This is a genomic window from Ectothiorhodospira shaposhnikovii (genome assembly GCF_016584105.1).
Classification (GTDB): domain Bacteria; phylum Pseudomonadota; class Gammaproteobacteria; order Ectothiorhodospirales; family Ectothiorhodospiraceae; genus Ectothiorhodospira; species Ectothiorhodospira shaposhnikovii.
The window spans coordinates 78,147-94,374 of the sequence record NZ_NRSM01000003.1 but is presented as its reverse complement, the minus strand read 5'-3'; the positions used below and the strand labels follow the sequence as shown (position 1 = coordinate 94,374).

The window sequence follows — 16,228 nt, the reverse complement described above, 5'->3', positions numbered from 1 at the left end:
GAGGGCCAGTCAGAAGCAAAGACAGTACCTATCCTGCCTGTTTCAATACCATGGATACACGCTCCACATCCTCCGGGGTGTCCACCCCCGCCGGCGGGGTTTCCAGGGCCACGTCCACGTGAATCCTGGCCCCCTGATAGAGGGCCCGCAACTGCTCCAGGCTCTCGATCCGTTCCAGGGCGCAGCTCTCCATGCGGGTAAAGCGCTTCAGATACCCCACCCGGTAGGCATACATGCCGATGTGACGCTGGCAGACCTGCAGAGCCGGTGATACTTCCATGTCCAGGGCATCACGTTCCCAGGGGATGGGGGCACGGCTGAAATAAAGGGCAAAATTCCGGGCATCCCGCACCACCTTCACGGTATGGGGATCATAGAGCTGGGCCGCCCGGGTAATGGGGGTACACAGGGTGGCAATCACGGCCTCGGGATGGGTTGCCAGGTTCTCGGCCACCTGGCGCACGATGCAAGGGGGCGTCAGGGGTTCATCTCCCTGCAAATTCACCACGATGGCGTCATCGGGCCAGTCCATCCTCGCCGCCACTTCCGCGATTCGGTCGCTGCCGGAAGCATGGTGGACGGACGTCAGGCAGACCCGGGCTCCGAAAGTCCGGGCGGTGGCCTCAACCCTGCTGTCATCCGTGGCCAGTATGACTTCTTCAGCCCCGCTGGCCTGGGCACGTTCCCAGACATGTTGCACCATGGGCTTGCCCGCCAGGTCCACCAGCGGCTTGCCGGGCAGACGCGTGGAACCGTAACGGGCCGGGATGACCACCTTGAAGGACATTCAGTACCTCTCCCCTGTGACTGCAGCCATGGATGATCCGTGACGGATCACTTGTCCTTCCATTTCTCCACTTCTTCTTCCGTCAGCCGACGGGCCTCGTCCTCCAGCATCACCGGGATGTCGTCACGGATGGGATAGGCCAGACGGGCACTGCGGGAGATGAGTTCACCCCGGTCCTTGTCATGGATCAGGGGGCCCTTGGTGACCGGGCAGACCAGAATATCGAGCAGGCGTTTATCCATCGTTCCATTACCTCAAGCTGTGAAGGCGATCCAGGGCCTGGACCGCGCGCAGTATTGCCGATGCCAGGGCCGGCTCGGGCACGGCGCTGACGGGTACGAACCAGTGTTCGGGGCCGGCGATGCCCCGGCATTTTACGGCATCCTTCTCGGTCATCAGTACCGGAAGTCCGTCATCAAAGCGTATCTCATCCACCGTGTAGGGATGATGATCCGGAAAGGGATGGGGGATCACCTCCAGGCCGGCCGCCGTGAGCATGTCAAAAAAACGGGGTGGATGGCCGATGCCCGCCAGCGCATGGACCCACCGGCCGGAGAGTGTATCAAGGGGCATGACCTGCTCCGGCTGGCGCACCGACAGCGCCATGCGACCGATGAGTTGCAGAGCACGCTCGCCGGGCAGGGCCGGGCCATTGACCACCACGAAATCCGACTCATTCAGCCGACCCAGCGGCTCGCGCAAAGGACCGGCGGGCAGACACAGGCCATTGCCGAAGCGTCTTTGCCCATCCACCATCACGATCTCCAGATCCCGCTCAAGGGCATGATGCTGCAGACCGTCGTCGGCCACGATGATGTCGCAGTCATGGGCCGCCAGCAATGCCCGCGCCGCCCGGTTGCGATCCGGGTCCACATAGACCGGGCAACCGCTGCGTATGGCGATCAGCACTGGCTCATCCCCCACCAGGGCCGGATCACTCTCGGGCGTCACCGCCTGGGGCCAGTGCCGGGCCTGACCGCCATACCCCCGGCTGACCACCCCGGGGCGATAACCGTGATCCTTGAGCAGACCGCAGAGCCAGACCACCATGGGGGTCTTGCCGGTCCCCCCCACGGTCAGGTTGCCCACCACGATCACAGCCCGCACCGGCAGCCGGGAACGGTAGCGATTGCGATGATGATGACGGGCCCGGTTGAGCAGGACCACGGCGGTATAGAGCAACGATAGCGGATAGAGGGCCAGGGCGACCGGGTTACGGTCGTTCCAGTATTGATCCAGGGATTTCACCGGCTGCACGCCCCCTGTATCAAGCCTGGTCCATCCCGTCGTCATTGAACTGCAGGCGATGCAGGTGGGCATACATACCGCCCCGGGCCAGCAGGTCACGATGGGTACCGGTTTCGAGGATACATCCCTCCTGCATCACCACGATACGATCGGCCTTTTCCACCGTGGACAGACGGTGGGCGATGACCAGGGTGGTGCGATTTTGCAGCAGGAGCTCCAGCGCCTTCTGGATGTGCCGTTCTGCCTCCGTGTCCAGGGCCGAGGTGGCCTCGTCCAGGATCAGGATGGGAGCATCCTTGAGCAGGGCCCGGGCGATGGCCAGGCGCTGGCGCTGACCACCGGAGAGCAGGACCCCGTTATCCCCCACCAGGGTGTTGAGTCCTTCGGGCAGACGACGGATGAACTCCATGGCCTGGGCCGCCTCCGCCGCCTCCAGGATCCGGCGCTCATCGGACGGGTCCACCTGGCTGCCGTAGGCGATGTTGTTGGCGATGGTGTCGTTGAACAGGGTCACGTGCTGACCCACATAAGCGATCTGGCGACGCAGATCCGCCAGGCGGTACTGGCGAATGTCCACCCCATCCAGCAACACCTCGCCCCGCTGGGGTTCATAGAAGCGGGGCAGCAGGTTGACCAGGGTGGTCTTGCCGCTGCCGGAACGGCCCACCAGGGCCACGGTTTCTCCCGGGGCCACGTCAAGATCAATCTGGCGCAGCACTTCCCCCTTGGCGGCATCGTAGCTGAAGCTCACATCCCGCAACCGGATCTCCCCCCGGGACCGATCAAGGGACCGGGTGCCCTGGTCCTGCTCCAGGGGCTCGTCCAGCAGACCGAAGATGTTCTGTCCGGCGGCGATGCCCTTCTGCAGCATGGCATTGACGTTCACCAGACGGCGGATGGGGGTCAGCAACAGCAGCATGGCGGTGATGAAGGACACGAAGGTCCCCACCGATACATCCTGCAGCAGGGACTCATGGGTGGCGATCCACACGATCAGGGCCAGGGCGATAGCGACGAAGAACTGGATGATGGGCAGGTTGCTGGCCTGGGTAGCCACCATCTTCATGTGCAGGCGGCGGTTACGTTCGTTGATCTCGTCGAAGCGGGATTGCTCGTAGTGCTCGCCGCCGAAGATCTTGACCACCCGGTTGCCGTCCATCACCTCGCCCGCCACATGGGTCACATCTCCCATGGAAGCCTGGATGCGGCGGCTGATCTTGCGGAATCGACGGGTCACCCGGTCCACCGCGAAGGCCACCGCCGGCGCCACGATGAGCACCGCCAGGGTGAGCTTCCAGTTCAGATACAGCATCCAGCCCAGCAGACCCAGGACCGTGACCGTATCCCGGATCAGGATGGTGATGCTGTCGGTGGAGGCCGCCGCCACCTGTTCCACGTTGTAGGTCAGACGGGAGATGAGCTGACCGCCGGCATTGCGGTCGAAATAGGATACGGGCATCTGCAAAAGATGCCGGAACATGCGCCCGCGCAATTCCTTCACCACCTGCCGACCCACCCACTTCATGGTGTAGTTGGACAGGAACTCCGCCACACCGCGGATGAAGAAGATGCCGATGATGGCCAGGGGAATCCAGCGGATGGCATCCGGATCCCGGTCCACGAAACTGCCGTCCATCAGGGGCCGCATGAGGGCGGCAAAGCCGGTTTCGGTGGCGGCGGTGATGAGCATGGTCACCAGGGCCACCAGCAGATAGGGCCAGTATTTCAGGGAATGGGACAGGAGTCGGCGATAGACCTCCACACCCGGGATCTGATACTGGGGTGGCCCAGGCAGTGAGGCACGACTCATTCCGGCTCACCACCCAGGGTGGCGATGGACACACGGGACACCCCGAGACGCCCGGCCACGTCCATGGCGGTAACCACGGACTGGTGCGGGGTACGGGCATCGGCCCGGATCACCAGGGGAACATCTTCCCGGCCACCGAGGAATTCCATCAGTGCCGCCCGCAGGGTCTCGGGACGGGTGTTGACCAGCTCGGCCCCATCCAGGAAATAGCGTCCCTGGGCATCGATCATCAGATCCAGCGCGCGGGGGGGAGTCTCCTGCTCCGTAGACTCGGCCCGGGGCAGTTCCAGCTCCAGCACGGAATGGCGATCGAAGGTGGTGGAGACCATGAAAAAGATCAGCAGCAGGAACACCACGTCGATCAGGGGGGTGAGATTGACCCCGATCTCCTCGGTCTGTCGACGACGGAAATTCAAGACGGCTTCACCCGGGGCGCGGCCACCCGTTCGCCCTTGAGCACTTCCACCAGCTTGATGGCCTCCTGCTCCATATCCAGCACCAGCTCGTCCACGCGACCGCGGAAATAGCGATGGAAGATCATGGCGGGAATGGCCACGGAAATCCCCGCTGCCGTGGTGATCAGCGCCTGGGAGATACCGGCGGCCAGTTCACCGGGGCTACCCACCCCCACCGCCGTGATGACGGAAAACACCTGTATCATGCCGACGACAGTCCCCAGCAGCCCCAGTAGCGGGGTGATGGCGGCGATGGTACCCAGGGTATTGAGAAAGCGTTCCAGCTCATGGGCCACGCGACGGCCGGTTTCCTCGATGGTTTCCTTCATGACTTCCCGGGAGCTGCGCCGATTCACCAGCCCGGTCGCCAGGATACGGCCCAGAGGCGAGCCTTCCCGCAGAGTGCGAATCCGTGCATCGTTCATTTCCCCGGCCTGAATCCACTGCCAGATCTGCACCACGAGCTGAGGAGGAATGACCCGACGCCGACGCAAGGTCCAGAAGCGTTCAATCACGATGGCGAGCGCAATCACCGAACATGCGATGATGGGCAACATCAGCCAGCCACCGGCTTTGACCAGTTCAAACACGACTTCGATACCTTGGGTTTGTTTGGGAAATAAAGGCGTTGGGCATGATACTTGAAATGTGGGCGAGAAGGAAAAGGCTGGACGGAACAACCCCGCTGCGCCACGGATCGTACTTATCCGCAAGCGGACAAACCTGACAAATCGTCACAAACACGACACATTCATCCGGGCCATCAACGGAAACATCCCCTGTCGCTCCCCGGGATAACCTGAACCCGTCATTCCCGCACAAGCGGGAATCCAGTCACCGGATGATCATTCCCCCTCCCGGGCGAGGAGTGACGATGGCGGACTCGTTCGGTGTTTCTTTTGGGTCTTCAAGGCTGCAACATGACGAATATGGAAAAACAACAGAAAACCCTCACCATGAGCATATTGATGACTCCGGACATGGCCAATTTTTCCGGGCATGTCCATGGCGGAGCCACACTGCGTCTTCTGGACCAGGCCGCCTATGCCTGCGCGGCCCGTTACTCCAACAACTATGTGGTCACCCTGTCGGTGGATCAGGTCTTTTTCCGCGAACCCCTTCGGGTGGGGGAACTGGTAACGTTCATGGCCTCGGTGAATTACACCGGCAAGACCTCCATGGAAGTGGGTATCCGGGTGATTGCGGAAGACATCATCCTTCACCAGAGCCGCCATGCCATGACCTCCTATTTCACCATGGTGGCGGTGGATGGCAACGGTCGCCCGGTCCGGGTTCCCCCGCTGCAGATCGAGACGCCCACCGAACGCCGCCGATACGAGAATGCCGCCATGCGCCGGGAACTGCGTCAGGAGATCGAACGCCGGCATGAGCAGATCCGTCAGCAATACCGGCCGGCACCGACCTCATGAAACGACGGTAATCATCTCCCAGCCTTCGTGGAGCAACAGCAGGGCCAACACCAACAGCATCCCGCCCAGGGCCCGCATGGTGTAGATGTAGGGTCTGCCGGAGAGCAGGTGTCTCGACCGCCCCACCAGCACGGCAATACCCATCTTCGCCCCCACCAACAGCAGATAAAAGCTGCCGATGAAGGCTGCCGCGGCAAACCATGCCTGCTCCAGCGCCCTGGTCGTGAGCGGGCCTCCCACGGTCAGCCAGAACAGGTAAGGGTGAGGGCTCAGGACATTGACCAGCACCGCCTTCCGCAGCGACCGTTCCCGGGGGGCCGTCTCCGGTCCCATGGGACTGCCGGAAAACGTCAGGCCCTGCCAGGCCAGATAGCACAGAAACACCCCACCTCCCAGGGAAATCAGGCCCAGCAGGGTGTCCAGTCCGGAAAGCCGGCTGAGGACGAACAGGGTCAGCAGAATGATGGGAAGATCCGTCAGCACCGGTGCCAGGGCCACCTTGATCCCGGCGCGGGCGCCATGTTGCAGGGTTTCGGAGATCACCAGGGCCAGCAGTGGGCCGGGCGCCATGCCGGCGGAAAATCCCAGGATCATCCCGGTACTCAGGCTGGTGATCATCAATTTACCTTTTTGTTTCTGTATTCGATCAATGGATTCCCGCTTGCGCGGGAATGACGCGTCGGCCAACCGCCATCTGCCGGATCCCCCCTTGAGGGGGAATGACGTGCCCGCAGAAATGACGTGCCAGCCCTCAGCGGTGCCAGTGGCGACGGGCCACGTGACGGTGGCCCGGTTGAACAACCACCCCCTCCCCCGGCACGAAGTCCACCCGCAGGGCACCTTCATGGGCAGGGTCCAGCAGCACAATGCCCCGGGCTCCGAGCCGATCAAGAACTTCCTGGTGGGGATGCCCCAGACGGTTTTCAAAACCGGTGCTCACCAGGGCCAACCGGGGTGAAACCCGGTCCAGCAGGGCCTCCGACGAGGACGTGCGCGAACCATGGTGAGGCAGCAGCAACACGTCTGCGGCCAACCCCTCCCCTTCACCACGCACCAGCACGGCCTCTCCCAGATGCTCCACATCCCCGGGCAGCAACACTGAACCGCCGAGGCCGCTCACATGAAGCACGCAGGAAGAGGCATTGTCATCCCCCCAGCCCGGCGGAGGATGCAGCATGCGGAACGTCACCCCGTCCCATTGCCAGGTCTCACCCCGCAGACATTCCCGGCTCAGGGCATGGGCCAGGCGGTCCGGAGAACGGCTCAGCACCTCGCCCACCGGAAGGCTGTCCAGAACGGACTGGGCGCCGCCGATATGATCGTTGTCGCCGTGGCTGACCACCAGCCGGTCCACCCGCCCCCGTCCCTCGTGCCGCAGATAGGGCACCACCGCCGCCGATCCGGCATCAAAGCGTGGACTGAAGCGCGGGCCCGTATCGTAGACCAGGGTATGGTCCCGGGTCTGCACCACCGTGGCCAGCCCCTGCCCCACATCCAGCACGGTGAGCCGGAACTCCCCCGGCTGCAGTGATGGCCTGACCGGCCAGAGCATGGGCAACAGCAAAAGCCCCCCCAACCAACGGGCAGGCAGGGCCCGGGGCGCCAGGATCAGGGCCAAACCCAGCAGGGCCGGCCACAGGGTCCAGAACGGTGGCGCCGCCTGCCACAGGGACCAGGGCCATGACCCCATGTGCTCCAGCAGCGGCCACAGGAGGCTGACCGCCAGATGGGCCACCAGCCAGCACCACTGCGCGGCCCAGGGGATCAGCGGGGCCAGCAACACACCGCCCAGGGTGAGGGGGACAACCACCACGCTGACCCAGGGCACCGCCACCAGGTTGGCCAGCGGGGAAACCAGCGACCCATGCTGGAACATGACCAGGGTCAGGGGCAGCAGCCCCACCCCTGCCACCCACTGGATCCGCAGTACCGCCCTGATACCGCGGGGTCTTTGCAATCGCCCCGTCATGGCATACAGGATCACCCCCACGGCGGCGAAGGAGAGCCAGAAACCGGCATCCAGCACCGCCCGGGGGTCCAGAACCAGGACTACCAGTAGCGCCAGCGCCAGGGTCCGACCCGGCCGGGCCACGCGCCCAAGCCACAGGGCCCCCAAGGCCACCACGAGCATGGCCAGGGCCCGTTGGGTGGGGATGGCAAACCCGGCCAGGGCCGCATAACCGGCGGCACAGATCAGGGCGCCGATCACCGCCGCTCGCTGGGCGGGCAGTCGCACCGCCAGCGCCGGCACCCGTCGCCAGCCCCAGAGCATCAGGCCATAGCCCATCCCCGCCATCAGGCCCACATGCAGACCGGAGATGGCCATCAGGTGATTGGTTCCGGTATCGATCAGGGTGGTCCACTGCTCCGGCGCGATACCGGAACGGTCCCCAACGGCCAGTGCCTGCAGGGTCCCGACGTAGGGTCGTTCGTCCAGCGCCTGTCCCATCCGCTCGACCAGATCAGCCCGTATGCGGTTCAACCGGTGGGTCGGACGTTCATCCATGCCGAGCCGCCGTGCCGAGTCCGGCTCGCGCACATAGGCAGTGGCGCCGTAACCCTGGCGAAACAGCCAGCCCTCGTAATCGAAACCACCGGGATTGCGAAATCCCGTGGGCCGACGCAGACGCAGGGTCAGTTGCCAGCGTTCCCCCGGCACCAGTTCGGGGGGATGCCCGTACCAGGCCACCCGTACCCGCCGGGGCAGCCTCTCCGCCGGGTCGTGATTGCCGTCCGCCCGGCCTTCGACCCGAAAGCCGAAGCGAACCCCGCGATCCAGTGCTTCCGGCAGGGAGTCCACCACCCCGACCAGGGTCATGTCCTGCCCCGAGAGCCCTGTCGGCAACCATGGACCGGTCACCAGATGGGTATGCATCAAGGCCCATGAAAAGCCCAACAGGGCGATGGCCGGCCATCGCGCCAACGGCATGAATCTGTAGAATAGGGGCACGGCCAGGCAGACAACGACCCACGCAAGCGCGGGCAATCGGGGAAGGCTATGGAGTACCGCCACCCCGAGAAGAAACGCCAAGGCCTGGCTTTGCATCTTCCGCTCCCTGGAAAAGCATCCATAATGGGCGGCCCGCCCGAGGCATCCGCCGCCGGACCGTGGCCCCCCGAACCGTGCAAGAATCCATGGCAAAAAAGCTCATCAAGAGCCTGTTTCCAACCTACCACAAAGTACGGGAGCATGAATCCCTGCGCTTTTTCGGCGCGGTACTCAATGACCCGAACCTGTGGCATCTGAACCGACGCTCCGTAGCCGGGGCCTTCGGCGTCGGCCTGTTTGTGGCCTTTCTGCCCATTCCGGCCCAAATGCTCACCGCGGCAGCCCTGGCGATCATTGTGCGGGTGAACCTGCCCATTTCCGTGCTGCTGGTCTGGATCAGCAACCCCCTCACCATGGCCCCCATCTACTATGTCGCCTACACCATCGGGCGGTTCCTGATGGGGGAACCGCGGCGGGGGTTTCCCTTTGAGTTGAACCTGTCCTGGTTCACCGGGGAGTTGGTGATGATCTGGAAACCGCTGCTTCTGGGCAGTCTGGTGATGAGCGTGATCGCCGGACTGACGGGATACGTCACGATACGGCTGCTGTGGCGCTTCCACATCGTGCGGCGCCTGGACCTCAAGCGGCGACGCCTGCCCGGGCTCGGCCGCCGCCGGGAATCCTCATCGCCTCCCACCGATCCATAGGGCGGTACTGAAAAAGTCCCCACCCCCGAGGGTCCCTGCCGTCACTCCCGCCAAAGCGGGAGCCCAGGCTCCTCAGTCCATGATAATCCCGGGAACCCGCCTACGCAGGTGCGGGCGTCCGGCGCAGGGGCCGAAGCCGCCCCTCTTCCAGCATCATGATCCGGTCCATGCGCTCGGCGAGGTGCAGATCATGGGTCACCACCACGAAAGCAGTTCGAAGCTGACGGTTCAGGCGCAGCATGAGTTGAAATATCTCCTCCGCCCGCCCTCGGTCCAGATTGCCCGTAGGCTCGTCAGCCAGCACCGCATGGGGCTCGGTGATCAGCGCCCGGGCAATGGCCGCCCGCTGACGCTCACCCCCGGACAATTCGCCGGGCTTGTGGGATACGCGATTGGTCAGTCCCACCCGTTCCAGCAGGCTACCGGCACGATCCGCGGCCATGCCCGGGTTTTCACCACGGATAAGCAATGGCATGGCCACGTTTTCCAATGCCGTGAACTCCGGCAACAGATGATGGAACTGATAAATGAAACCCAGATGCCGATTGCGCAACATGCCCCGCCGGGCATCGGAGAGCTGCGCCACATCCTGACCACAGATAGTCACATTCCCCTGGGTAGGCAGATCCAGCCCCCCCAGCAGATGCAGCAGGGTACTCTTGCCACTGCCGGAAGCACCGACAATGGCCACCTTTTCCCCAGGCTGTACCTGCAAATCGATGGCACGCAGGACATCGACCTTGAGCCCACCTTCATCGAATGTCTTGCCAAGGCCCTGGCATTGAATGACCGGGCCGTTGTTCTCGAACTGCCAATCCACCATGCGCGTTCTCCCGCTACTCGTACCGTAGGGCATCCGCCGGCTGGGTGCGGGAAGCCCGCCAGGCCGGATACAGGGTGGCGATCACCGTCAGACCGAAAGCCAGCAGACCGATCCGGGTGACGTCGCTCAGTTTCAGGTCGGACGGCAGGTCGGAAATGTAATACACATCCGGCGACAGGAACTTCAGTCCCAACAGGGATTCGATGGCGGGGACGATGGTTTCCACGTTCAAGGCCAGCGAGATCCCACCGATCACCCCAAACACCGTGCCGACCACACCAATCAGCGTACCCTGAACCATGAAGACCAGCATCACCGAGAACGGCGTCATCCCCAAAGTGCGCAGGATGGCAATGTCCGACTGCTTGTCGATCACCACCATCACCAGAGTGGAGACGATATTGAAGGCTGCCACCGCCACGATCAGGGATAAAATGATGAACATGACGGTCTTTTCCGTCTGCACGGCGCGGAAGAAGTTGGCGTGCTGGCGGGTCCAGTCATTGACCCAGAACCGCCCCTCCAGTTCGGAAGCCACCTGACGGGCAATCAGCGGTGCCCGCATCATGTCATCCAGCCTCAGACGCAGGCCCGTGATGGCATCATCCATCTGGTAAATCTGCCGGGCATCATCAAGGTGAATGAAGGCGCTGCTTCGGTCATATTCGAACATGCCCACCTCGAATATCCCCACCACATCCAGGCGACGCATGCGGGGCAGTACGCCCACGGGGGTCACCGCCGCCTTGGGGGTGATCAACGTCACCTTGTCGCCCACGCCCACACCCAGGGCCAGGGCCAGTTCCCGTCCCAGCACCACACCGAAGCGTCCCGGCTGCAACTCATCCATGCTACCGAGAATGATATGTTCACCCACCCGGGAGACCCGGGATTCCAGATCGGGAACCACGCCGCGAATCATGGCGCCGCTGACCTGCCGACCACTGGAAAACATGCCTTCCGCTTCCACGAAAGGCGCCACGCCCACGACCCGGCCAGTCCCTTCCACCTGGGCCATCACCTCGGGCCAGTGGCGCAGTCGACCATCGAAATCGGCAATGGTGGCGTGTGAGGCCATGCCCAGAATGCGTTCACGCAGCTCCTTTTCAAACCCGTTCATCACCGACAGCACCGTGATCAGCGCGGTCACGCCCAAGGCGATCCCCAGCATGGAAATGAGGGAGATGAAGGAAATGAAGTGATTGCGGCGCTTGGCACGGGTATAGCGAAGGCCGACAAATATCTCAAGGGGTCGAAACATGCGCGGATTAAATCACAGGAAAGGATGGAATCATAATGATCTTCCGAAGAAGACGTGAGGACTGCGTCACAAAATCCTTCAGCAGTGAGGTTCCCGCCCCTGAAACGACAGATCCACCTCAAGGCGGCGGGTAAGCTCTATCCCTCGCGGTGATACCCGTGCTCCCAAAGCCAGCACCATCACACCAGCATCATGGGCCCGCCGCAACCATTCCCCATAAGCTGGATCAATGGTGTCTGCAGGACGGACCCGGGAAACATCCTCACGCTGCACACAAAACACGAGGGCGGCCCGATAGCCTTCTTCCACCATGGCGATCAACTCCTGAAGATGCTTGCTGGCACGAGTGGAAACCGCATCCGGAAAAAGTGCGACACCGCCCCGCACTGCCGCGGTGACATTCTTCACCTCCACGAAACACTCCACACCTCCCGGATCCAGCAACAGGTCGATGCGGCTGTTATGCCGCCCGTATTTCACTTCGCGACGCAACGTATTGAAACCGGACAATTCCGGCACTCTTCCTGCCCGAATGGCTTCCTCCACCAGGGCATTGGCGCGGCCCGTATGAATACCTACAAGAACCCCGTCAGCCTCCACCAGTTCCCAGGTATGGGGATATTTCCGCGTGGCCCCATCGGAATGACTGAGCCAGACACGCGACCCCGGCTCCATGCAGCCCATCATGGAGCCGGTATTCGGGCAATGGGCGGTGATCACCTCCCCATCATCCATGAGAACATCCGCCAGGAAACGCTTGTAGCGACGCTGTAACACACCGGATATCAGGGGCTGGGCAAAGATCATCGGACAGAGGGCCTCAGAGGGGGAACGAGCGGAATCAGGCGGTGTTTTCTCGCCCTGGATGCGATGCTATATTCAGACACATGACACCATTTTGGAGAGCATGATGCCAAGAATATCCCCCTTCTTTGCAGTCCTTGCCGGGGCCATGTTCATGGTATCCAACGCAACAGCGGATATTCTCATCATGCCCAGTGGCGAACCGCAGGTGATCCAGAAGAAGGAACAGCCTTCCCGGGGCATGGATATGAACTCCGTGCTCAACCGTCATGGTGAACCCGAGATCCGACATTCCACGGTAGGCGACCCACCCATCACCCGCTGGGACTATGACGGCTTTTCAGTGATCTTCGAGGGTAGATTCGTAATCCATACGGTGGTCCGCAGTACCCAAACTTCCAGCACCACGGTGCATCCCTGATCCCTCCCTTTCAAGCAGTCCACTCCATGTCCCGCATATTTCTTCCGGAATGGGCGCCCCAAAGCGCCGTCATGCTCACCTGGCCCCATGAAGACACCGACTGGGCCTTTATTCTGGAGGAGGCCGAAGCAGTCTTCTGCAGGATCGCCCTGGAAGTCACGAAACGCCAGGGGCTGATAGTGACCTGCAGAAATGAAGCCCACGAGATCCACGTTTGCCAGCGCCTCACCGACACCGGCGTGGACATGACGCGCGTCGTCACCGGACTGGCCGAGTCAAACGACACCTGGGCCAGGGATCACGGCCCGCTGACCGTCCTCACCGACGCGGAATCACCGCTTTTGCTGGACTTCACGTTCAATGGCTGGGGCGGCAAATATGAGGCTGACGCGGACAATGCCATCTCCCGGCAACTGCACCAGCAGGGCATCTTCGGCAATCTGCCGCTGACCACGCTGGATTTCGTGCTTGAAGGCGGCTCCATCGAAACGGACGGTCAGGGTACCCTGTTGACCACCCGCCAGTGCCTGATGTCCCCGACGCGCAATCCTGACCTGAACGAGGCAGCCATAGAAGCCCTGCTCCGCAGGGAACTGGGGGTTGAGAGGGTACTATGGCTGAACCATGGCCACCTGGAAGGTGACGATACCGACAGCCACGTGGACACCCTGGCCCGGTTGTGCAGCCCCGACACCATTGCCCACGTGGTCTGCGATGACCCCGAAGATCCCCACCATGCCCCCCTGGCGGCGATGACGGCGGAGCTGGAGGCCTTCAGGACCCCGGAGGGCAAGCCCTACCGGCTGATTCCCCTGCCCCTGCCGGCCCCGATCCGTGACGAGGAAGGGCGCCGACTGCCGGCAACCCATGCCAATTTCCTGATCATCAATGGGGCGGTGCTGGTGCCGACCTACGGAGACCCCACTGATGCGGTGTCCCTCACCCGTCTGGCGGAAGCCTTCCCGGACCGGGAGATCGTGGGCATCGACTGTCGCGCCCTGATCCACCAGTTCGGCAGCCTCCATTGCGTGACCATGCAACTGCCGGCCACCATCGACTGATCGCACGATGGCGCGTTGAGCCTTCCGTGGGAGCCGGCCTGCCTGCGAACAGGGGCTTACGGCATCATCCCGCAGGGTGAATACTCCCGGGGGGCCGAGCCGCGGATGAACGGCATCCAGCGCGCAGTCTCGCACTGCTCCAGTGCCCGCAAACCGTAGGCCGGGTCCACCAGCAACCACTCGATTTCCTCCGGCGGACTCTGCGACAGCCCCCGGCGGGCCACCCGGGCCATCACTTCCCCCCATACCGGCAATGCCCCGCTGGCGCCGGTGAGCCCGGTGGGCTGGTTGTCATCCCGTCCCACCCAGACCACGGACAGCACATCCCCGCTGTAGCCGGCAAACCAGGCATCCCGCAGTTCATCCGTGGTGCCCGTCTTGCCCGCCACCGGCAGATCCGCCGGCAGACGGCGCTGCAGGGCACGGCCCGTGCCGCTGCGGGTCACCTCATGCAACGCCGCCGTCACCAGATAGACCGCCTCGGGATCCGCCGCCATGCGCAGGGACAAGGGATAACGCTGCAACAACTGGCCTTCCCGATCCACCACTTCCCGGATCGCCCGCAGGGGGACCTGATAGCCGCCGGAGGCCAGCCCCTGATAGAGGGTCGTCACTTCCAGAGGCGTCATGTCTACCGCCCCCAGCACCAGCGAGGGAAACGGCTGCACCCGGCGGTCCAGCCCCAGGGCATGGAGCTGATCCACCACGTTGGCAACGCCCAGATTCAGACCCAGCCGGGTCGTGGAGATGTTGTAGGACTGGACCAGGGATTCCTGGACGGTGACCCAGCCATGGTACTGACGGTTGGCATTGCGCGGACTCCAGGTATCGCCGTTCTCCAGACGCACGGTCAGGGCCTCGTCATCCAGCAGGGTGGCCAGGGTGAAGCGTTCCGGTCGGGACAGGGCGGCCAGATAGACCATCGGCTTGATCACCGAACCCACCGGCCGACGGGCCTGCAGGGCCCGGTTGAAGGCGGCCTGACGCATCTGCCGGTCCCCCACCAGGGCCAGGACCTCGCCATTGTCCGCGCTGGTCACCACCACCGCCCCCTGCAGGCTCCCCGCCTCCAGACGCCGCTCCCGCTCCAGCCGGTCCAGTTCCCGGGTCAGGGCCTGCTCGGCCGCCAGCTGGGCCATCGGATCCAGGGTGGTGAAGATCAGCAGGCCCTCCTCCCGCAGGTCCTCATCCCGATAATCCCGCCGCAACTGCTCCCGTACCAACTGGATATAGGCCGGAAAGGGGCTGACACCGGACGGGGCCTGGGCACTGACGTTCAGCGGCCGGGCCTGGGCAGTGGCCAGTTCCTCCATGTTCAGATAACCCGCCTGCCCCATCAGGCCCAGGATCAGGTTGCGACGGTTCATGGCCCGTTCCGGACGACGCCTTGGCTCATAGAAATTCGGCCCACGGATGATGCCCACCAGCAGGGCCATCTCCGATACATCCAGCTCATTGAGACGGCGCTGGAAATAGAACTGGCTGGCCAACCCGAAGCCGTGAATGGCGCGTGCCCCGTCCTGGCCCAGGTAGACCTCGTTCAGATAGGCCTCCAGGATCTCGTTCTTGTCATAGCGACGTTCCAGCAGCAGGGCCATGATGGCCTCGTCAAACTTGCGCGCCAGGGTACGGTCCTGGGTGAGGAAGTAGTTCTTCACCAGCTGCTGGGTCAGGGTGCTGCCCCCCTGGACGGTGCGCCCCGCCCGCAGATTGGCCAGGGCGGCCCGGGCGATGCCCATGGGGTCAATCCCGAAGTGCCGATAAAACTTGCGGTCTTCCACCACCACCAAGGCCTGGATCAGCTCCGGCGGTACATCCTCCAGGCGCACCAGCACCCGGTCCTCCCCATGGGAGGGGTAGATGTTGGCGATCAGCGTCGGCTCCAGCCGCAGCAGTGAGAGGGGGGCGCGGGCATCCAGATCCTCCAGGGACGAAACCCGGCCACCAGCGAAGCTCACCCGGACCCGACGCGGCGGCTCATGGCCATCGGCGAACGGGAATCCCCGGGTACGGATGACCAGGCTGTTTCCCTGGCGCCGGTACTCTCCCTCCCGATCCCCTTCCCGATAATGCAGCAGGCTCAGTTCCCGGAGCAGGGCATCGGCATCCAGCGGCAAATCGACATACAGCTCCAGGGGACGGGCGAACACCCGCGCCGGCAGCGCCCAGCGCTTACCCTCGAACTGGGCCTGGATCTGTCGATCCAGTTGCACTGCGTGATGCCCCAGCAACACACCCCCCACCACCAGGATCACCAGCAGCAAGGGCCAGAGCCGGAACCGACGGGGCGGCCGGGACTTGCCACCCTTGCGAGGTGCGCCCCGGGCACGCGCCTTGCTGCGGGCTGGGCGACTGGAGGTGGAAGTCTTGCGGGTCTTGGTCATGACGCTGATCGACAGGAAGGCTGCGGTTTCGTGCCCTACACTATACCC

The 16,228-nt window shown here is 63.4% G+C and carries 16 protein-coding genes; 4 read left to right on the top strand and 12 right to left on the bottom strand.

Annotated features, from left to right (window positions below; translation table 11 throughout):
- Window positions 1-28: 28 nt before the first annotated feature.
- From kdsB to CKO35_RS02740, 6 genes are read right to left on the bottom strand one after another with little or no spacing between them, the layout of a single operon-like run.
- Complete coding sequence (gene kdsB / locus CKO35_RS02765) at window positions 29-787, bottom strand: 3-deoxy-manno-octulosonate cytidylyltransferase (RefSeq protein ID WP_200172374.1); 759 nt, start codon at window positions 785-787, stop codon at window positions 29-31.
- Between the two features lie 47 nt (window positions 788-834).
- Window positions 835-1,029, bottom strand: coding sequence for a Trm112 family protein (locus CKO35_RS02760; RefSeq protein ID WP_200172372.1), 195 nt, complete (start codon window positions 1,027-1,029; stop codon window positions 835-837).
- 7 nt (window positions 1,030-1,036) lie between these two features.
- Window positions 1,037-2,044 (bottom strand): tetraacyldisaccharide 4'-kinase, encoded by a 1,008-nt coding sequence (gene lpxK, locus CKO35_RS02755; RefSeq protein WP_420870732.1) that lies wholly within the window; start codon window positions 2,042-2,044, stop codon window positions 1,037-1,039.
- 10 nt (window positions 2,045-2,054) lie between these two features.
- Window positions 2,055-3,845, bottom strand: coding sequence for a lipid A export permease/ATP-binding protein MsbA (msbA, locus tag CKO35_RS02750; RefSeq protein ID WP_200172368.1), 1,791 nt, complete (start codon window positions 3,843-3,845; stop codon window positions 2,055-2,057).
- Window positions 3,842-4,261, bottom strand: coding sequence for an ExbD/TolR family protein (locus CKO35_RS02745; RefSeq protein ID WP_200172366.1), 420 nt, complete (start codon window positions 4,259-4,261; stop codon window positions 3,842-3,844). Before CKO35_RS02745 ends, msbA begins: the two co-directional genes overlap by 4 nt.
- On the bottom strand, window positions 4,258-4,890 hold the full coding sequence (locus CKO35_RS02740; RefSeq protein WP_200172364.1) for a MotA/TolQ/ExbB proton channel family protein: 633 nt from the start codon (window positions 4,888-4,890) through the stop codon (window positions 4,258-4,260). The genes CKO35_RS02745 and CKO35_RS02740 overlap by 4 nt, the downstream gene beginning before the upstream one ends.
- A 366-nt stretch (window positions 4,891-5,256) precedes the next feature.
- On the opposite strand from CKO35_RS02740, the gene CKO35_RS02735 reads away from it, so the two are divergent.
- A complete protein-coding gene (locus CKO35_RS02735) occupies window positions 5,257-5,730 on the top strand; it encodes an acyl-CoA thioesterase (protein WP_242466978.1) in 474 nt (157 codons plus the stop codon).
- Here the strand turns inward: CKO35_RS02735 and CKO35_RS02730 are convergent.
- Window positions 5,725-6,348 (bottom strand): LysE family translocator, encoded by a 624-nt coding sequence (locus CKO35_RS02730; RefSeq protein WP_200172362.1) that lies wholly within the window; start codon window positions 6,346-6,348, stop codon window positions 5,725-5,727. The genes CKO35_RS02735 and CKO35_RS02730 overlap by 6 nt on opposite strands.
- 133 nt (window positions 6,349-6,481) lie before the next feature.
- Window positions 6,482-8,776 (bottom strand): DNA internalization-related competence protein ComEC/Rec2, encoded by a 2,295-nt coding sequence (locus CKO35_RS02725; RefSeq protein WP_200172360.1) that lies wholly within the window; start codon window positions 8,774-8,776, stop codon window positions 6,482-6,484.
- An 89-nt stretch (window positions 8,777-8,865) separates the two neighbouring features.
- On the opposite strand from CKO35_RS02725, the gene CKO35_RS02720 reads away from it, so the two are divergent.
- On the top strand, window positions 8,866-9,426 hold the full coding sequence (locus tag CKO35_RS02720) for a DUF2062 domain-containing protein (RefSeq protein WP_200172358.1): 561 nt from the start codon (window positions 8,866-8,868) through the stop codon (window positions 9,424-9,426).
- Between the two features lie 100 nt (window positions 9,427-9,526).
- Here the strand turns inward: CKO35_RS02720 and lolD are convergent, their stop codons facing one another.
- The 3 genes from lolD to sfsA all read right to left on the bottom strand — a co-directional run bounded on the left by lolD (window position 9,527) and on the right by sfsA (window position 12,317).
- Entirely contained in the window at window positions 9,527-10,249 is a 723-nt protein-coding gene (lolD, locus tag CKO35_RS02715) for a lipoprotein-releasing ABC transporter ATP-binding protein LolD (protein WP_200172356.1), read from the bottom strand.
- 13 nt (window positions 10,250-10,262) lie between these two features.
- Window positions 10,263-11,510, bottom strand: coding sequence for a lipoprotein-releasing ABC transporter permease subunit (locus CKO35_RS02710; RefSeq protein ID WP_200172354.1), 1,248 nt, complete (start codon window positions 11,508-11,510; stop codon window positions 10,263-10,265).
- A 78-nt stretch (window positions 11,511-11,588) separates the two neighbouring features.
- On the bottom strand, window positions 11,589-12,317 hold the full coding sequence (gene sfsA, locus CKO35_RS02705) for a DNA/RNA nuclease SfsA (RefSeq protein ID WP_200172352.1): 729 nt from the start codon (window positions 12,315-12,317) through the stop codon (window positions 11,589-11,591).
- Between the two features lie 184 nt (window positions 12,318-12,501).
- Here sfsA and CKO35_RS02700 point away from each other — a divergent pair, with 184 nt between their 5' ends.
- Entirely contained in the window at window positions 12,502-12,735 is a 234-nt protein-coding gene (locus CKO35_RS02700; RefSeq protein ID WP_242466977.1) for a hypothetical protein, read from the top strand.
- Between the two features lie 26 nt (window positions 12,736-12,761).
- The gene (locus CKO35_RS02695; RefSeq protein ID WP_200172348.1) at window positions 12,762-13,796 is read left to right on the top strand and encodes an agmatine deiminase family protein; all 1,035 of its coding nucleotides are present in this window, start codon (window positions 12,762-12,764) and stop codon (window positions 13,794-13,796) included.
- A 56-nt stretch (window positions 13,797-13,852) separates the two neighbouring features.
- Here CKO35_RS02695 and mrcB read toward each other — a convergent pair whose 3' ends face one another.
- Entirely contained in the window at window positions 13,853-16,180 is a 2,328-nt protein-coding gene (gene mrcB, locus CKO35_RS02690; protein ID WP_200172346.1) for a penicillin-binding protein 1B, read from the bottom strand.
- Window positions 16,181-16,228: the final 48 nt, after the last annotated feature.